The sequence below is a fragment of the Nonomuraea purpurea genome (genome assembly GCF_042650645.1).
In the GTDB taxonomy this organism is placed as follows: domain Bacteria; phylum Actinomycetota; class Actinomycetes; order Streptosporangiales; family Streptosporangiaceae; genus Nonomuraea; species Nonomuraea purpurea.
This window is the reverse complement of sequence record NZ_JBHSBI010000004.1, coordinates 260,989-278,160: the sequence shown is the minus strand read 5'-3', so window position 1 is coordinate 278,160 and position 17,172 is coordinate 260,989. Positions and strand designations below refer to the sequence as shown.

General features: G+C 71.7%; 12 protein-coding genes and 1 pseudogene. All 13 read left to right on the top strand.

The features are described from left to right. Window positions 1-87 precede the first annotated feature (87 nt). The 13 genes and pseudogenes from mraZ (at window position 88) to ftsZ (ending at window position 17,164) form a co-directional block, all read left to right on the top strand. The gene (gene mraZ, locus ACFOY2_RS10145) at window positions 88-519 is read left to right on the top strand and encodes a division/cell wall cluster transcriptional repressor MraZ (protein WP_379527698.1); all 432 of its coding nucleotides are present in this window, start codon (window positions 88-90) and stop codon (window positions 517-519) included. 211 nt (window positions 520-730) lie between these two features. Then, a complete protein-coding gene (gene rsmH / locus ACFOY2_RS10140) occupies window positions 731-1,702 on the top strand; it encodes a 16S rRNA (cytosine(1402)-N(4))-methyltransferase RsmH (RefSeq protein WP_379527697.1) in 972 nt (323 codons plus the stop codon). Then, window positions 1,692-2,507, top strand: coding sequence for a hypothetical protein (locus ACFOY2_RS10135; RefSeq protein ID WP_379527696.1), 816 nt, complete (start codon window positions 1,692-1,694; stop codon window positions 2,505-2,507). Before rsmH ends, ACFOY2_RS10135 begins: the two co-directional genes overlap by 11 nt. 881 nt (window positions 2,508-3,388) lie before the next feature. After that, window positions 3,389-5,119: a peptidoglycan D,D-transpeptidase FtsI family protein gene (locus ACFOY2_RS10130; protein WP_449290133.1), complete on the top strand. Its 1,731-nt coding sequence runs from the start codon at window positions 3,389-3,391 to the stop codon at window positions 5,117-5,119. Window positions 5,120-5,159: 40 nt separating this feature from the next. After that, a complete protein-coding gene (locus tag ACFOY2_RS10125; protein ID WP_379527886.1) occupies window positions 5,160-6,689 on the top strand; it encodes a UDP-N-acetylmuramoyl-L-alanyl-D-glutamate--2,6-diaminopimelate ligase in 1,530 nt (509 codons plus the stop codon). After that, a pseudogene (locus ACFOY2_RS10120) lies at window positions 6,689-7,918 on the top strand (UDP-N-acetylmuramoyl-tripeptide--D-alanyl-D-alanine ligase); the annotation flags it as partial. The gene ACFOY2_RS10125 and the pseudogene ACFOY2_RS10120, both read left to right, overlap by 1 nt. Window positions 7,919-8,400: 482 nt before the next feature. Further along, window positions 8,401-9,456, top strand: coding sequence for a phospho-N-acetylmuramoyl-pentapeptide-transferase (gene mraY / locus ACFOY2_RS10115; RefSeq protein WP_357806114.1), 1,056 nt, complete (start codon window positions 8,401-8,403; stop codon window positions 9,454-9,456). After that, window positions 9,453-10,829 (top strand): UDP-N-acetylmuramoyl-L-alanine--D-glutamate ligase, encoded by a 1,377-nt coding sequence (murD, locus tag ACFOY2_RS10110; RefSeq protein ID WP_379527693.1) that lies wholly within the window; start codon window positions 9,453-9,455, stop codon window positions 10,827-10,829. The genes mraY and murD overlap by 4 nt, the downstream gene beginning before the upstream one ends. A 37-nt stretch (window positions 10,830-10,866) precedes the next feature. Beyond that, window positions 10,867-12,090: a putative lipid II flippase FtsW gene (ftsW, locus tag ACFOY2_RS10105; RefSeq protein WP_379527885.1), complete on the top strand. Its 1,224-nt coding sequence runs from the start codon at window positions 10,867-10,869 to the stop codon at window positions 12,088-12,090. Window positions 12,091-12,102: 12 nt separating this feature from the next. Then, window positions 12,103-13,179, top strand: a complete 1,077-nt coding sequence (murG, locus tag ACFOY2_RS10100) for an undecaprenyldiphospho-muramoylpentapeptide beta-N-acetylglucosaminyltransferase (RefSeq protein WP_379527692.1) — start codon at window positions 12,103-12,105, stop codon at window positions 13,177-13,179. Then, window positions 13,176-14,573 (top strand): UDP-N-acetylmuramate--L-alanine ligase, encoded by a 1,398-nt coding sequence (gene murC, locus ACFOY2_RS10095; RefSeq protein WP_379527691.1) that lies wholly within the window; start codon window positions 13,176-13,178, stop codon window positions 14,571-14,573. Before murG ends, murC begins: the two co-directional genes overlap by 4 nt. Before the next feature lie 106 nt (window positions 14,574-14,679). Next, window positions 14,680-15,345 (top strand): cell division protein FtsQ/DivIB, encoded by a 666-nt coding sequence (locus ACFOY2_RS10090; RefSeq protein WP_379527690.1) that lies wholly within the window; start codon window positions 14,680-14,682, stop codon window positions 15,343-15,345. A 340-nt stretch (window positions 15,346-15,685) separates the two neighbouring features. Beyond that, window positions 15,686-17,164 carry a cell division protein FtsZ gene (gene ftsZ / locus ACFOY2_RS10085; protein ID WP_379527689.1) on the top strand — a complete coding sequence of 493 codons (1,479 nt, stop codon included), beginning with the start codon at window positions 15,686-15,688 and terminating at the stop codon, window positions 17,162-17,164. Window positions 17,165-17,172: the final 8 nt, after the last annotated feature.

Sequence of the window (17,172 nt, the reverse complement as noted above, 5' to 3'; positions counted from 1 at the left end):
GTGGGGAGAAGTGGAGTATGGTGGTGCGCAGTGGAGGGCCCGGTGTACCAGCGCTGAGCGCTTCACGAGGCACGGGAGGTGGGGCCGGTGTTTCTCGGCACCCATCAACCGCGTCTCGACGACAAGGGACGGCTGTTCCTGCCGGCTAAGTACCGTGAGGAGCTGGCGGAGGGTCTTGTGATCACCAAAGGCCAGGAGCGATGCCTCTACGTCTTTCCCGTGGAGGAGTTCCAGCGCATTACCGAGGCTCTCAGCACCGCCCCGGTCACCGCCAAGGCGGTGCGCGACTACAGCCGCGTCTTCTTCGCGAGTGCGTCCGACGAGAAACCAGACAAGCAGGGGCGGGTCACGATCCCGCAGGGCCTGCGTCAGTACGCGGGTCTGGAACGTGACTGCGTCGTCATCGGGGCCAACACCCGGCTGGAGATCTGGGACGCGCAGGCATGGGACACCTACCTCAGCACGCAGGAACAGGCGTTCGCTGATCTGTCTGAGGAGGTGCTGCCAGGGATCTTGTAGTGACCACGGTCGATCCGTCGGTGAAGTCGTTCGGCGAGGTCTCCACCCGCAACCACTGTCCGCCAACTGATGCACCTTCCCCGGTGTCAGATGGCGGGCGTCCACGAAGAGGGTGCGGATGGGGACCTGGCCGGGCGGCGCCGGGGTGGGGACCCAGTGATGGCCGACGATGGATCGAAACGCGTCATCCGCGAGCAGGACGCGAAGGGGGATGGAGATGGACGACAACGCAGGCACCGGCGGTCACGTTCCGGTGATGCTCGAGCGCGTTCTGGAACTGCTCGGCCCCGCGCTTTCCGGCCCCCGGCCGGTCGTCGTCGACGCCAACCTCGGCCTCGGCGGCCACTCGGAGGCCCTGCTCGCCGCCTACCCGGCGTCGCACCTGATCGGGATCGACCGCGACCCTTTCGCGATCGACTTCTCGACGCGCAGGCTGAGCCCGTACGCCGAGAGGATCACCCTGGTGCACGCCTCCTCGGGAGACCTCGCCGAGGTGCTGGCCCGCACGGGTCACACCACGGTCGACGGAGTGCTGTTCGACCTGGGGGTCTCCTCGCCGCAACTCGACGAGGCGGAACGCGGGTTCGCCTACTCCTATGACGCGCCGCTCGACATGCGGATGGACACCCAGCAGGAGCTGACGGCCGAGCGGGTGGTCAACACTTACTCCGCCGCGGAGCTGACCCGCATCCTGCGCGATTACGGCGAGGAACGATTCGCTCCGCGTGTCGCGGGCCTGATCATTAAGGAACGGGCCAAAGAGGCAATAACCTCGACTAAGCGGCTTGCGGAGATCGTTCGGGATGCGATTCCCGCCGCGACGCGGCGCACCGGGGGCAACCCCGCCAAGAGGACTTTCCAGGCGCTGCGCATTGAGGTGAACGCGGAGCTGTCCGCCCTGGAGGCGGCGCTTCCCGCGGCCCTCGACGCGCTGACGCTGGGTGGGCGAGTCGTCGTGCTCTCCTACCACTCACTCGAGGACCGGCTCACCAAGCAGGCCCTCACGGCGCGAACCAGGGACACCAGCCCCCCCGGGCTGCCCGTCCCGCTGCCGGCTCACCAGCCGAGGTTCCGCCTGCTGACGAGGGGAGCAGAGCTCCCAAGCGAAGAAGAGCTCGCCCGCAACCCGCGGGCGGCCTCGGCCCGGCTACGGGCGGCAGAGAGGATCCGTGTTGACGACTGAGCAGGAGACCGGCCGGGGTACGCCCGTTCGCCGCGCCGTGCCCAAGACGGGCACGCGGCGAAGTGGGGCGTCGTACCAGTCCAAGCCGCGGCCCCGTCCTGACGCACGTCCCGACGTCAACGGCAAGCGACCGGTGGGCGAGCGTGAACGCTCCGGGCAACGGACTGTTGGTGCCGAGGCCGACGCCAAGCGCACGGGCGCCGAGCGCGCGCGTCCCGAAGCTGACGGAAAGCGGGTGCGTCCCGAGGCCGACGGCAAGCGGGCCGGCGCCGAGCGCGTGCGTCCCGAGGCGGACGGCAGACGCGCGGGCACCACGCGGGCGCGTCCTGAGACGGACGGCAAGCGGATGGGCACCACGCGCGTGCGTTCTGCCGAGGGCAGGGCGAGCGGCGCGACGCGGGTGCGTCCCGAGACCGAGCGCAAGGCGACGGCCCCGGCCAAGCCGCGCTCCCGGCCGGAAGCCGGGCCGTCCGGGCGGGCGCGCCGCCGTTCCGGGCCGCCCAGCCGCTCGACGCGCCGCCAGCGCGCGCCCTTCGTGCTGCTCGTCGTCGGGCTGATGTCCGGCGGCCTGGTCAGCCTGCTGCTGCTCAACACCATGCTCGCCCAGGACGCCATCACCGATGCGAGCCTGCGCGAGCAGATCGAGGTCGCGCGTCAGGAGAACGACCGGATCAACCTGGAATACCAGCGCAAGACGCAGCCCGAGGCCATCGCCACGGCCGCGGCCAACCAGGGGATGGGCGACGACTGGGACAACGTCAACCACCTCAGCAGCGGAAACGGCCAGGTGGACACAGGACGGTGAGGGAATCAGGCGGCAGAGGACAAGGTCCCGGCCGCGGCGCGGGCGGCGCCGGCTCTCAAGGAGGGCCAGGCGCCGCTCGTCGTACGCCCGCGGGGCCGGGACGGGCGGGGCGTCAAGGGGGTGCTTCCCGCTCGGACGGCGGCGACCGCTCCGCGTCGTCGGAGAATCCGCCGCGTGCGCCGCGCAAGCGCCCCGACCCCGACCTCGACCCGTTCGACCTGCCGTTCGGGCGTGACGACGGCGCACAGAACCGCCCGCCGCAGGACTCCGGCGGCGAGTCGCGCGGCCGTTCCCGGCAGGGCGGCGCCGACGATTCGCGCGGCCGTTCCCGCGGGGGCGACGACGAACCCAGGGCCCGCGGACGCGGCGACGACGGCCCACGATCCAGAGCGCGGGGCGACGACGAACCCAGGGCCCGCGGACGCGGCGACGACGGCCCCAGGGCGCGCTCGCGCGAGGACGCGCCCGACGGCCCTCGCAGGCGCCCCCGAGGCGACGGTGAGCGGACGTCTCAGGGCCCCGGCGACCGGCCGAGCCGCAGCGCGCAGAGCCGCGACGAGGGCCAGCGCCCGCGCGGGCGCGTACCCCAGGGACGTGAGGACGCCGACCGCCCGAGGGGGCGCGCCTCTCAGGGACGTGACGACGCCGACCGCCCCAAGGGACGCGCTCCTCAGGGACGCGACGAGCGGGCGGGCGCCGACGACGGGCCGTTGCGCCGAGGCAGGCAGGAGGACGGGCCAACGCGCCGGGCCGCGGGCGTCCGGCCCGAGACGGTGCGGGGCGGCCGTGAGAGCGCGACGGCGCGCCGCGGCGCAGACGGGCCGCCGCCCAGAGGCCCCCGCAGGCCCCCCACGCCGCCGCGCCCGCCCAGGCCGCCGCTGGTGCTGCGCCTGGGCAGCCCGCGCAGGCGCATCAACATCGGCCTGATCGGCATGACGTTCGTGTTGTCGATCTTCGCGGGGCGGCTGATCCAGATGCAGGGCCTCGACTCCAAGGTCTACCAGGAGGCCGCGGCGGGCCAGCGCCAGCACACCCAGGACATCCCCGCCAAGCGGGGCTCGATCACCGACGTCAACGGCCACGCGCTGGCCGTGACCGTCGAGGCGCGGGAGATCTCGATCGACCCCTCCAAGGTCCCGGCCGCCGCCCGCGCGAACGTGGCCGCGATCCTGGCCAGGCATCTGGGCAAGAACGAGCAGGAGATCGCCGCCAAGCTGGCCAGGACCAGCACCCGCTACCAGCTCCTGGCCAGGGACGTCGATCCCGTCGTGGCCAGTCGCCTGCTCCAGGACCGCGTGCCCGCGCTGTCGGCGAAGGAGACCTACCGCAGGCTCTACCCGGCGGGCGACCTGGCGGGCAGCCTCATCGGCTTCGTCGGCGACGAGGGCGGCGGCCTGGGCGGCATGGAACAGGCCAGGAACAAGCTCCTGGCGGGCCGCGACGGCAAGCAGCGCGTCGAGACGGGCCGCGACGGCCAGCTCATCCCCATGACCGCCCGCACCCGCACCGCGCCGGAGGACGGCCAGGACGTGCGGCTCACCATCGACCGCGACATCCAGTGGGCGGCCCAGAAATCGATCACCGACCAGGTCAGGAAGGCCGGGGCGGCCAGCGGCACGGTGATCGTCATGGACGTGCGCAACGCCCACATTCTCGCCATGGCCAACGCCCCCGAGCTCGACCTGAACAACTGGCGCAAGGCCCCCGCCGCCGCCTACGTCAACAAGGCGGCCTCCGACGTGTTCGAGCCCGGCAGCACGAACAAGGTGATCACGGCGGCCGCCGCGCTGGAGGCGGGGGCGGTCGACCCCGACACGGTCTTCCAGGTGCCCGACAACATCAAGTGCGCCGACCGGGTGCTGCGTGACGCCCACCCGCACAAGCCGGAGTCGATGACGTTCCGCCAGGCGATGGCCCAGTCCAGCAACGTGGCCACGATCATGGCCGCCCGCAAGATCGGCAGCGAGCGCCTGTACCGGATGCTGAAGGCGTTCGGGTTCGGCGCCGTGCCGGGCGGCGGAGTGCCCAGCGCGGAGGGCGGCCTGCTGCCCGACTACAGGAAGTGGTCGGGCAGCCAGAGCTGCACCGTCGCCTACGGGCAGGGCGTTTCCGTGACCGCGCTGCAGATGGCCAGCGTCTACCAGACGATCGCCAACGGCGGTGTCAAGATCGAGCCGCAGATCGTCGCGGGCACCACGGATGCCTCGGACAGGTTCGTTCCCGCTCCCGCAGGTAAGCAGACCAAGGTGGTGAGTGAGACGACCGCCAAGGAGATCGCGACGATGCTGGAGAGCGCGGTGAGCGCGGAGGGCACCGGGGAACTGGCCGCCATCCCCGGCTACCGGGTGGCGGGCAAGACCGGCACGGCCAACCGCTACGATGCCGAACTCGGCCGTTACGAGGGTTACACGGCCTCGTTCGTCGGGTTCGCGCCCGCCGACAAGCCCCGTCTGGTGGTGCTGTCGGTGCTGCAGAACCCCAAGAACGGCCACTTCGGCGGGCAGTTGGCGGCCCCGGTGTTCAAGGATGTGATGACGTTCGCCATCAAGAGCAAGAAGATTCCTCCCACAGGCTCCGCCGCGCCGCCGGTGCGGATGCGCGCGGGACAGTGACCAGGGAAGGTACGCTCTCGCCGTGCGTCCCCCGTCGTCTATGCGTCCCACGACCAGCCCGCCCCGTCCGCTGACCGGGCTCGCGACCATGCTCGACGCCGACTCCGGCACGTCGAGGTCGCCCCACGCCGCCCTGACCGGCGTCACCATCGACTCCCGCAACGTCCGGCGCGGAGATCTCTACGTGGCCCTGCCCGGCCATCGGGTCCACGGCGCCAGCTTCGCCGCCGACGCGATGGCGGGCGGAGCCGTGGCCGTGCTCACCGACCGCGCGGGTCGTGAGGAGGCCGTGGCCACCGGGCTGCCCGTGCTGATCGTGCCCGATCCGCGTGCCCTGCTCGGGCAGATCTCCTCCTGGGTGTACGGGCAGCCGGCCCACGACATCCAGGTTCTCGGCGTCACCGGCACCAGCGGCAAGTCCACCACCACGTTCATGATCGAGGCGGGCCTGCGGGCCGCGGGGCATCGCTCCGGGCTGGTGGGCGGCGTCGAGATCCGCGCGGCCGATCTGCGCTTCCAGGCCACGCTCACCACGCCGGAGGCCTCGGAGCTGCACGGCCTGTTCGCGCTGATGCGCGAACAGGCCGTCAGCGCGGCCGTCATGGAGGTCTCCAGTCACGCGCTCGCGCTCGGCAGGATCGACGGGATCTTCTACGACGTCGCCCTGTTCACCAACCTCTCCCAGGACCACCTCGACTTCCACAAGGACTTCGAGGACTACTTCGCGGCCAAGATCAAGCTGTTCCAGCCGGAGCTGAGCCGCGTCGGCGTGACCAACATCGACGAGGAGTACGGCCGGGAGCTGCTGCACCACGCCAAGGTGCCGATGACCACGTTCTCGGCGCAGGGCCGCCAGGAGGCCGAGTGGCGGGCCCTGGACGCCAGGCTGGGCGCCGACGGCAGCACGTTCCGGGTGGTCGGGCCGGGCGGGGTCGAGGCCGACGCGCAGGTGGCGCTTCCTGGCCCGTTCAACGTCGCCAACGCGCTCGGCGCCATCGTCACGCTGGTCGAGGCCGGGGTGCCGCTGCAGGCCGCCGTGCACGGCGTGGGCTCACTCACCGGTGTTCCCGGGCGCATGCAGCGCGTCACCGCCGCGGACGACGAGTTCCAGGCGATCGTCGACTACTCACACAAGCCGGGCGCGGTGGAGTCGGTGCTGCGCTCGCTGCGGTCCGTCACCGCCGGCACGCTGACGATCGTGCTCGGCTGCGGCGGCGACCGTGACAAGGGCAAAAGGCCCATAATGGGAGAAATCGCCACACGGCTGGCGGATGTCGCTATCTTCACAAATGACAATCCGCGCTCGGAGGACCCGCTCGCCATCCTCACGACGATGATGGAGGGATCGCTCCGCGTTCCGCAGCACGACCGCGCTCATGTGATCATTGAGCCGGACCGCGCGGCCGCCATCGGCCTGGCGATCGCCCGGGCCGGGCGCGGCGACGTCGTCGTCGTGGCGGGCAAGGGTCACGAGCAGGGCCAGTACGTTTCAGGCGAGGTGATCCCCTTCGACGACCGCGAAGTGGTCGCCGAAGCGATCGACGCACGCAAGGAAAGCAGGAAGCACTAATGATCCCGTTGCCTCTGGCCAGGATCGCCGAGATAACCTCGGGCGCCCTGTCGGGCATGGCCGATCCCCGCGCCGTGGTGCGCGGGCCCGTCGTGATCGACTCGCGGGCCGTAGAACCGGGATCGCTGTTCGTCGCCTTGAAGGGCGCGCGGGTCGACGGTCACGACTACGCCGCTCAGGCGATCAGGGCCGGAGCCGTCGCGGTGCTGGCCACCAGGCCGGTCGAAGGGCCGTCGGTGATCGTCCCCGACGCCGCCGCCGCGCTCGCCGAGCTGGCCTCCGCCCAGATCCGCGGGCTGCCCAAGGTCACCGTGATCGGCGTGACCGGCTCGGCCGGCAAGACCACCACCAAGGACCTGCTCGCCCGGCTCACCGCGCGCATCGGGCCCACCATCGCCCCCGTCGGCAGCTTCAACAACGAGCTCGGCCACCCGCTGACCGTGCTGCGGGCCGACGCCGACACCCGCTACATGGTGCTGGAGCTGGCCGCCCGCAACATCGGCCACATCAAGGACCTGACCCGCATCGCGCCGCCGCAGATCGGCGTCGTGCTCAACGTCGGCACCGCGCACCTCGGCGTCTTCGGCGGCAAGGAGGCCATCGCCAAGGCCAAGGGCGAGCTGGTCGAGTCGCTGCCGCGCTCCGGGGTGGCCGTGCTCAACGGCGACGACCCGCTGGTGCGCGACATGGCCTCGCGCACCGACGCCAGGGTCACCTACTTCGGGCACCACGAGTCCGCCTCCATCCGGGCCGAGGGCGTCACGATGGACGTGCGCGGGCGGGCGTCGTTCACGCTGCGCACGCCGTCAGGGACCGCCCACGTCTCGCTCAAGCTGTACGGCGCGCACGCCGTCGAGAACGCGCTGGCCGCCGCAGCGGCCGGGTACGAGCTCGGGCTGCCGGTGGCCACGATCGCCGCGGAGCTGTCGGAGGCCACGCCTGCCAGCCGCTGGCGGATGGAGGTCACCGACAGGCCCGACGGCGTGACGGTCGTCAACGACGCCTACAACGCCAACCCCGACTCCATGCGGGCCGCCTTCGAGGCGTTCGCGGTGCTGGGGCGGGGACGGCGGCGCTTCGCCGTCATCGCGGCGCTGCGGGAACTGGGCGAGGAAGGGCCCGCGCTCAACACCGAGCTCGGCCGGCTGGCCGGCGGCGCGGGGCTGGCGGGGCTGATCGTCGCAGGGCCTGACGCGGGGCCGGTGCTCGAAGGCGCCCACGAGGCCGCCCAGGCGGCCGCAGGCCTGTCTTCGGGCCCGCAGCAACCCGGTCACGGGCCTCAAGGGGCGTCCGTGCCGGTGCCGCCGCCCGGTGCGCAGGTTCCCGGCCCCCACCAGGCCCCGCCGCCCGGCTGGCACGGGCCGCAGGGCGACGTGGCTCCCCAGGGCTGGCAGGCCCCCGACGGCGCCCCCATGCCGCCGGGAGCGCCGCAAGGGCCGCAGGGCAACGCGGGACCGGGGTGGCACGGGCCGGGCCCCGTGGGCCCCGGTGCGCCCGTGACCGGGCCGGTCGCAGGGCCGCCGCCGGTCGGCGGACCGCCCGGCGGCGCGCCGTACCCCCAGATGACGCGGATCGTGCACGTCCCCGACGCCGTGGCCGCCGCGGCCGAACTGGCCGGCTGGCTGCGCCCCGGTGACGTCGTGCTGGTGAAGGGCCCCAGGGCCATGGAGCTGGAGCGGACGGCCGAGCTCGTGCTCGGAGGTGCCCCCCAGTGACCGACATCATCATCGCCGGCGCGGTGGGCCTGATCCTTTCGATGCTGGGCACCCCGCTGGCGATCAGGCTGTTCTCGCGGCGTGGCTACGGCCAGGAGGTCCGCGAGGAGGGCCCGTCAGGACACCACAGCAAGCGGGGCACCCCCACCATGGGCGGCACGGTGTTCGTCCTGGCCTCGCTGCTCGCCTACGCCGCCTCCCACCTGGCCACGCTGGCGCCGCCGACCGTGTCGGGCATGCTGGTGCTGTTCCTCATGACGGGCCTGGGCGCGGTCGGCTTCCTCGACGACTTCATCAAGATCTACAAGCAGCGCAGCCTCGGCCTGCGCAGCGGCGCCAAGGCGCTCGGCCAGCTCGTCGTCGGCGCCGTCTTCGCCGTCCTGGTCACCAGCCAGCCGAACGTCTACGGCATCACCCCCGCCGAGACCCGCCTGTCGTTCCTGCGCGACTTCGGCCCGTCGATCGGCATCGTCGGGTTCACCATCTGGGTCCTCATCATGATCGTCGGGTTCTCCAACGCGGTGAACCTCACCGACGGCCTCGACGGCCTGGCCAGCGGCGCGTCCGGGGTGGTGCTGGCCGCCTACGTGCTGATCGGCAACTGGCAGTTGCGCAACAACTGCATCGACCAGCTCGGCCCCAACTGCTACTGGGTGCGGGATCCGCTCGACCTGGCCGTGGTGGCCGCCGCCGTGCTCGGGTCGCTCATCGGGTTCCTGTGGTGGAACGCCCCGCCCGCCCGGATCTTCATGGGCGACACCGGCTCGCTGGCCCTGGGCGGCGTGCTGGCCGGGCTGGCCATCACCACCCGTACCCAGCTCCTGCTGATCATCCTCGCCGGCCTGTGCGTGATGATCACGCTGTCGGTGATCATCCAGGTCGGGTTCTTCAAGATGACCGGCAAACGCGTGTTCAGGATGGCGCCGCTGCAGCACCACTTCGAGCTGAAGGGCTGGGCCGAGACCACGATCGTGGTCCGCTTCTGGCTGATCGCGATGCTCTGCGCGGCGCTCGGGATCGGGCTGTTCTACGTCGAGTGGATGCCCAGATGAGCCTGACGTGCGTCGCCGGGCTCGGCGTCTCGGGCACCGCCGTCGCCAGGGTGCTGGCGGAGCGCGGCGAGCGGGTCGTGGTCGTGGAGGCCGTGGAGGGCGAGCGTCAGCTCGCCGCCGCGGCCGAGTTGGCCAGGGTCGGCGTCGAGACCAGGTTCGGGGAGATGGCGGTGCCCGAGGGCGCCACCAGGCTCGTCACGACCGGCTGGGCGCCGCACCACCCGCTCATCGCCGCCGCGCTGGAGTCCGGGGTCGAGGTCGTGGGGGAGGTCGAGCTGGCCTGGCGGCTGCGCCCCGCGCAGGCGGCCCCGTGGCTGGCGCTGACCGGCACCAACGGCAAGACCACCGCCGTGCGCATGCTCACCGCTATCCTGCTCGCCGCCGGCCGCAAGGCCCTGGCGGTGGGGAACGTGGGCGTCCCCGTCGTGCGCGCCGTCGCCGAGCCGTACGAGGTGTTGGCCGTGGAGCTGTCCAGCTTCCAGCTCCACTGGTCCAGCACGCTGGCCCCGCACGCCGCGGCCATACTCAACATCGCGCCCGACCACCTCGACTGGCACGGCTCCATGCGGGCCTACGCGGAAGCCAAGGGCCGCATCTACGAGCGGGCCGGCACCGTGATCTACAACGCCGACGACCCCGAGGCCACCAGGCTGGCCGCGCCCTACCCGGGGGCGGTCGGGTTCACCCTGCGGGTGCCCAGAAGCGGTCAGATCGGCGTGGTCGAGGACCTGCTCGTCGACCGGGCGTTCGTGGACGATCCGGTCGAGGCGGCCGAGGAACTGGCGACGCTTGCGGACGTGCGGCCGTTCGCGCCCCACAACGTCGCCAACGCGCTGGCCGCCGCCGCCCTGGCCCGCTCGCTCGGCGTGCCCTCCGAGGCGGTGAGCCGGGGTTTGCGTGACTTCGTGCCTGACCCGCACCGCCTGGCCCACGTGGACAGGATCGACGAGGTCGACTACATCGACGACTCCAAGGCCACCAACCCGCACGCCGCCGCCGCGGCGCTGGCCTCCTACGCCTCGATCGTGTGGGTGGCGGGCGGCCAGCTCAAGGGCGCCGACGTCGACGACCTGGTACGCCAGGCGGCCCCCAGACTGCGCGCCGCGGTGCTGCTCGGCGTCGATCGCGCCAGGATCGCCGAAGCCATCGCGCGACACGCGCCAAATGTCCCCGTGGTGGACATCGCGGATCGGGACACTGGTGCGATGGAAAGAGCCGTCACCGAAGCCGCCAGGCTGGCCTCGGCAGGGGACACCGTGCTGCTCTCCCCGTCGGGGGCCTCCCTGGACATGTTCGCCAACTATCCGGCGCGGGGGGAGGCCTTCGCCCGCGCCGTACGCGAGCTGAGGCTGCGACGTGAGCACGGGCGTTGAGGAACGGCGGGCCGCGGCACCCGAGCCCCAGAGCTGGATGCGTGAGCAGCTCGGCGCGCTGAAGGAGCTGCTCGAAAAACCGCTGACCACCTACTACCTGATCATCATGTGCAGCGCGTTGCTGCTGGCGCTCGGGCTGATGATGGTGTTGTCGGCCTCCAGCATCGAGGCGCTGCAGGAGACCGGCAGCCCCTTCACGTGGTTCATCAAGCAGTCGCTGTCGGCCGCGATCGGCCTGCCGGTGATGTACCTGTGCTCGCGCCTGCCGGTGAAGTTCTTCCGCTGGGCCGGTTACCCGTTAATGGCTCTGTCGATCATCGCGCTGGTCATGGTGCTGTTCATCGGCTCGTCCGAGCTGGGCGCGCAGCGGTGGATCTACCTCGGCCCGCTGACCGTGCAGCCGTCGGAGCCGGCCAAGCTCGGGCTCATGCTGTGGGGCGCCGACCTGCTGTCCAAGCGGGCGCGGCAGGGCCGGATCGAGTGGCGGCAGATGCTGATCCCGCTCATGCCCGGCACGGCGATCCTGGCCGTCATGGTCATGTTCGGCCGCGACCTCGGCACCACCCTGGTATTGTTCATGATCTTCCTGGCCCTGCTGTGGGTGGTGGGGGCGCCGGTCAAGCTGTTCGGCGGCATCCTGTCGCTGGCGGTGCTGGCCGCGCTGATCATGATCAGGGTGGAGCCGTACCGGATGGCGCGCATCGGGGCCTTCCTCGACCCGTGGGCCGACGCCCAAGGAGCCGGCTACCAGGCCGTGCAGGGCCAGATCGCGATGGGCTCCGGCGGCTGGTTCGGGCTCGGCCTGGGCAGCAGCCGCCAGAAGTGGAGCTGGCTGCCCCACGGCGAGAGCGACTTCATCTTCGCCATCCTCGGCGAGGAGCTCGGGCTGATGGGCACGCTGATGGTGGTGGCGCTGTTCGGGCTGCTCGGCTACGCCGGGCTGCGGGTCGCCGTCCGGGTCAACGACGCCTTCATCAGGCTCTGCGCCGCCGCGATGGTGGCCTGGATCGTCGGTCAGGCTACCGTCAACATGGGCGCCGTGCTGGGCGTCCTGCCGATCACCGGCATCCCCCTGCCGCTGGTCTCCTACGGCGGATCTTCGCTGCTGCCCACACTCGCCGCGCTCGGCATGCTGTTGTCGTTCGCCAAACGCGAGCCGGGAGCGCGTGAGGCCTTGGCCGCTCGTGGCCCCGGACCTGCCGCCCGGGCCCTAAGCTGGCTTGGCCTAGGGGGTAAGACCAAAGGCCGAGCTACACGTTAGGGAGTGACCGAGATGAGGGTGGTCCTCGCCGGAGGGGGGACGGCCGGGCACATCGAGCCCGCGCTGGCCCTTGCGGACGCGCTGCGTCATCTTGACCGGAGCGTCGGCATCACCTGCGTGGGCACGGAGCGCGGCTTGGAGTCGCGGCTCGTGCCCACCAGGGGCTACGAGCTGGAGCTGGTGCCGGCCGTGCCCCTGCCAAGGGCGATCACTCCGAGCCTGCTGACCGTGCCGGGCCGGCTGGCCGGAGCCATCAACGCCATGGTCGGCATCCTCGACCGGGTCGAGGCCGACGTCCTGGTGGGCTTCGGCGGCTACGTGGCGACCCCCGCCTACCTGGCGGCCAAGCGGCGCGGGCTGCCGATCGTCGTGCACGAGGCCAATCCGCGCCCCGGACTGGCCAACCGGCTGGGCGCCAGGCTGACCGACCACGTCTTCTCCGGCTTCCCCGAGTCCGCGATGCCCAAGGCCGAGTACATCGGCACCCCGTTGCGCCGCGAGATCGTCTCGCTCGACCGGCTGTCCATGGGCGACAAGGCCCGCTCCTGGTTCGGGCTGGAGAACGACCGGCCGACGCTGCTGGTGTTCGGCGGCTCGCAGGGGTCCAGGTCGCTCAACGAGGCCGCGCTCGCCGCCGCCCCCGCGCTGCGCCGGGCCGGCGTGCAGGTGCTGCACGTCCTCGGCCCCAAGAACGCCGTCGACCGCGAGCCCCCGCCCGGCGACCCGCAGTACGTGCTGCTGCCCTACCTGGAGCGTATGGACCTCGCCTACGCGGCCGCCGACGTGGCCCTGTGCCGCGGCGGCGCGCTGACGTGCGCGGAGCTGACCGCGGTCGGGCTGCCCGCCGCGTTCGTCCCGCTGCCCAGCGGCAACGGCGAGCAGACCGTCAACGCCGGGCGCATCGCCCAGGGCGGCGGCGGCCTGATGGTGGACGACGCGCACCTGTCGCCCGATTGGATCATCCACAACGTGCTGCCCATCCTGCACGACCCCGAGCGGGTCGCCGCCATGTCGGAGGCAGCCTCCAGGCTGGGCCGCAAAGACGCCGATATCATGCTCGCAAGGAAAGTGTTGGAGATAGCCCGATGAGTCTCGTCAAGCTGGTCGATCCCGTCGCCGTGGCAGAACTGGGGCGGGTGCACTTCATCGGCATCGGCGGCGCGGGCATGTCGGGCATCGCCCGCATCCTGCTCAAGCGGGGTGTGCGGGTCTCGGGCAGCGACGCGCGCAGCTCCGAGCTGATCACCGAGCTGCGCGAGCTGGGCGCGACCGTGCACATCGGCCACGCCGCCTCCCACATCAAGGACATCGACACCGTGGTCGTCTCGACCGCCATCCGCGACTCCAACCCCGAGCTGGGCGAGGCGCTCAAGCAGGGGCTGCGGGTCATCCCGCGGGCCGCCGCGCTGGCCTCGGTCATGGCGGGGCGCACGGGCGTGGCCATCGCCGGCACCCACGGCAAGACCACCGGCGCCTCGATGCTGACCGTGGCGCTGCAGAAAGCCGGCGCCGACCCCTCCTACTGCGTGGGCGGCCAGCTCGTCACCACCGGGCTCGGCGCCGACGACGGGCAGGGCCAGGTGTTCGTGGCCGAGGCCGACGAGAGCGACGGCTCCTTCCTGATGCTCGCGCCCGACATCGCTGTGGTCACCAACGTCGAGGCCGACCACCTCGACAACTACGGCGACCCCCGGGCCGTGCACGACAGCTTCGCCAGGTTCGCCGAGCGGATCGGCTCCCTGCTCATCGCCTGCGCCGACGACCCGGGCTCGGTCGAGCTGGCGGCCAAGGCACGCGCCAGGGGGCTGCGGGTCAGGACCTACGGCCTCGCGGGTGACGACTACCGCATGAGCGAGGTCAGGCCCGACGGGTTCGGCACGGTGTTCCGCATCGAGGGCATGGGCGAGGTGCGCTTGGCCGTCCCCGGGGCGCACAACGCGCTCAACGCCACCGCGGCGATCGCCGCGGCCGACGAGCTGGGGCTGCCGTTCGAGGAGATCAGGCAGGGCCTGGGCGCCTTCACGGGGGCCAAGCGGCGCTTCGAGGCCAAGGGCGAGGCCGGCGGCGTCGCGGTGTTCGACAGCTACGCCCACCACCCGACCGAGCTGGCCGCCGACCTGCGGGCCGCGCGCGACGTGGTCGCCTCCTACTCCGGCACCGGGCGGGTCATCGCGGTCTTCCAGCCGCACCTGTACTCCCGCACCCGTTTCTTCGCCGACGAGTTCGGCGCGGCGCTCGGGCTGGCCGACGAGGTCGTCGTGCTCGACGTCTACGGCGCCCGCGAGGACCCCGAGCCGGGGGTGTCGGGGGCCATGGTGGCCGAGCGGGTGCCGCTGACCCCCGAGCGGGTCGCCTACGCCCCCGAGCGGGCTTCCGTGCCCGCGCTGGTGGCCGAGCGGGCGCGGCCCGGCGACATCGTGCTCACCATGGGGGCAGGCGACGTCACGGAGCTCGGGCCGCAGATCGTGGCCCGCCTTTCCTGAGGCCCTCTCGGAGGGCGCCGTGGCGGTCTGAGAGTCGTTTGGGCGTGGCGCGCAGCGTCGCGGCCCCTGTCGGCGTAGGTTCGGTGCCTTGACGTTGGGGAGGGCGATGAAGGCGCGGACGGCGTTCCTGGTGCTGCTGACGGCGGGGGTGGTGGGATCGGCCGCGTGGCTGGTGTTCTTCTCGCCGGTGCTGGGGGTGCGCTCGGTGGAGATCGTGGGAAATCTCACAGTGCCCAGCGAGCGCATCAAACAGCAGGCGGGCGTGGCCGACCTCCATCCTCTGGCCACCGTCGACCTGGCCGGAGTCGAGGGCCGCGTCCTGGGCATCAGACAGCTCGCCAGCGCCAAGGTCGACCGGCTCTGGCCGGGCACGCTCAAGATCGAGGTGGTCGAGCGGGAGCCGGTCGCGGGCGTCCAGGTGGGCGACAAGGTGGCGATCGTCGACAAACAGGGCGTGGTGATCGAGGTGAAGTCCTCGGCGCCGCCCATGCTGCCGTTGCTCAAGGTCGACAGGCCCGCCGAGGGTGATCCGGTCATGATGGCGGCCCTGCAGGTCGTCCAGGCGGTGCCCGACGTGGTGGCGCCCAGGGTCAGGCAGGTGCGCGCCGGGACGGCCGAGGGCGTGAGCCTGGTGCTGTCCGACGGGCGCACCGTCATTTGGGGCGGCACCGATCGCCCGCAAGAGAAGGGCCGGATTCTGGCCTCGTTGCTCAAGCGAGAGAAAGCAAAGGTCTACGACGTCAGCTCGCCGGACGTCGTGACCCTCAAGTGAGAGTGATCAATGCCAGAGTCTGGCAACTCCCGGGCAAGAGCATGACCGCGCCTGTGCGAGGCGGGGCTCCGGGCGTGAGAGTCTGTAAGCCGGACGTTCGGCAGAGGAGAGCCCTGACCAGGCGCGACTTCGGAGCGAAACGGACAGCCCGCGACACGCCGGACGTGCTTGCGGCGCGGTTAGTTGACCCGCCAGGAGCGTAACTCCTACTGTCCGTATCAATCCTCAGGTTGACATAAATCTAAATCTCAACCTGAGGTTGAGAGTTACCCGAACTGACAAAAAGCGGAGACAATCCGCATCCGAACTGGCAAGTCAACGAGCGGAAAGGCCCCTCGTCGTGGCAGCACCGCAGAACTACCTCGCGGTCATCAAGGTCGTCGGCATCGGCGGCGGCGGAGTGAACGCCGTCAACCGGATGATCGAGGAGGGACTCAAGGGCGTCGAGTTCATCGCCATCAACACCGACGCCCAGGCGCTGCTGATGAGTGACGCCGATGTGAAACTCGACGTGGGCCGCGAGCTCACGCGCGGGCTGGGCGCGGGCGCCAACCCGGACGTCGGCCGCAAGGCGGCCGAGGATCACCGTGAGGAGATCGAGGAGGTCCTCAAGGGGGCCGACATGGTCTTCGTCACGGCCGGAGAAGGCGGCGGCACCGGCACCGGCGGCGCGCCCGTCGTGGCCAACATCGCCAGGTCGCTCGGCGCGCTCACCATCGGTGTGGTGACCAGGCCGTTCAGCTTCGAGGGGCGCCGCAGGGCCATGCAGGCCGAGGCGGGCATCGAGACGCTGCGCGACGAGGTCGACACGCTGATCGTGATCCCCAACGACAGGCTGCTGTCGATCTCCGACCGGCAGGTCAGCGTGCTCGACGCCTTCAAGGCGGCCGACCAGGTGCTGCTGTCCGGTGTCCAGGGCATCACCGACCTGATCACCACCCCCGGTCTGATCAACCTCGACTTCGCCGACGTCAAGTCGGTCATGTCGGGCGCCGGCTCGGCCCTCATGGGCATCGGCCACGCCCGCGGCGACGACCGTTCGGTGGCGGCGGCCGAGATGGCGGTCTCCAGCCCCCTGCTGGAGGCCAGCATCGACGGCGCCCACGGCGTGCTGCTGTCGATCGCGGGCGGCTCCGATCTGGGCCTGTTCGAGATCAACGAGGCGGCCCAGCTCGTGTCCATGGCGGCCGCGCCCGACGCCAACATCATCTTCGGTACGGTCATCGACGACGCGCTCGGCGACGAGGTGCGCGTCACGGTGATCGCGGCCGGGTTCGACGACGTGGCGCCGCCCGTCGACAAGCAGATGCCGCGCCCGGCGGGCCGTCCTGCCGCCGCGCCGCCGCCCGCGCCGCCTGTGTCGTCCCCTGTGCGGCCGAGCATGTCGTCCCCGAGCGTGAAGTCCGAGCCGCCCGCGGCGCGCCCTGAGGTGCGTCCTGAGCCGTTCAGGCCGGAGCCGCGCGCCGACTTCCGCCCCGAGCCGCGTCCTGAGCCGCGCCCGGACTTCCGGCCCGACTCGCGCCCCGACTTCCGCCAGGAACCGCGTGCCGACTTCCGGCCCGAGCCGCGTCCCGAACCCCGCCCTGAACCGCGTCCCGAGCCCGTGCGCCCGGTGGAGTCGGTGCAGAGCCCCGAGCAGGACGCCGGCGAGCCCGTCGCCGACGAGCCGTCAGGCCCCGTCTCGATTCCCCGGCCCGCTCCCGAGCCCGCCAACCCGCCCACGCCCATCACCTCCCGCATGTCGGAGCCCGCCAAACGTCCTCGGGTGATCTTCGAGGAGCAGGAGGAGGAGCTCGACGTTCCCGACTTCCTCAAGTAACCCGCCGC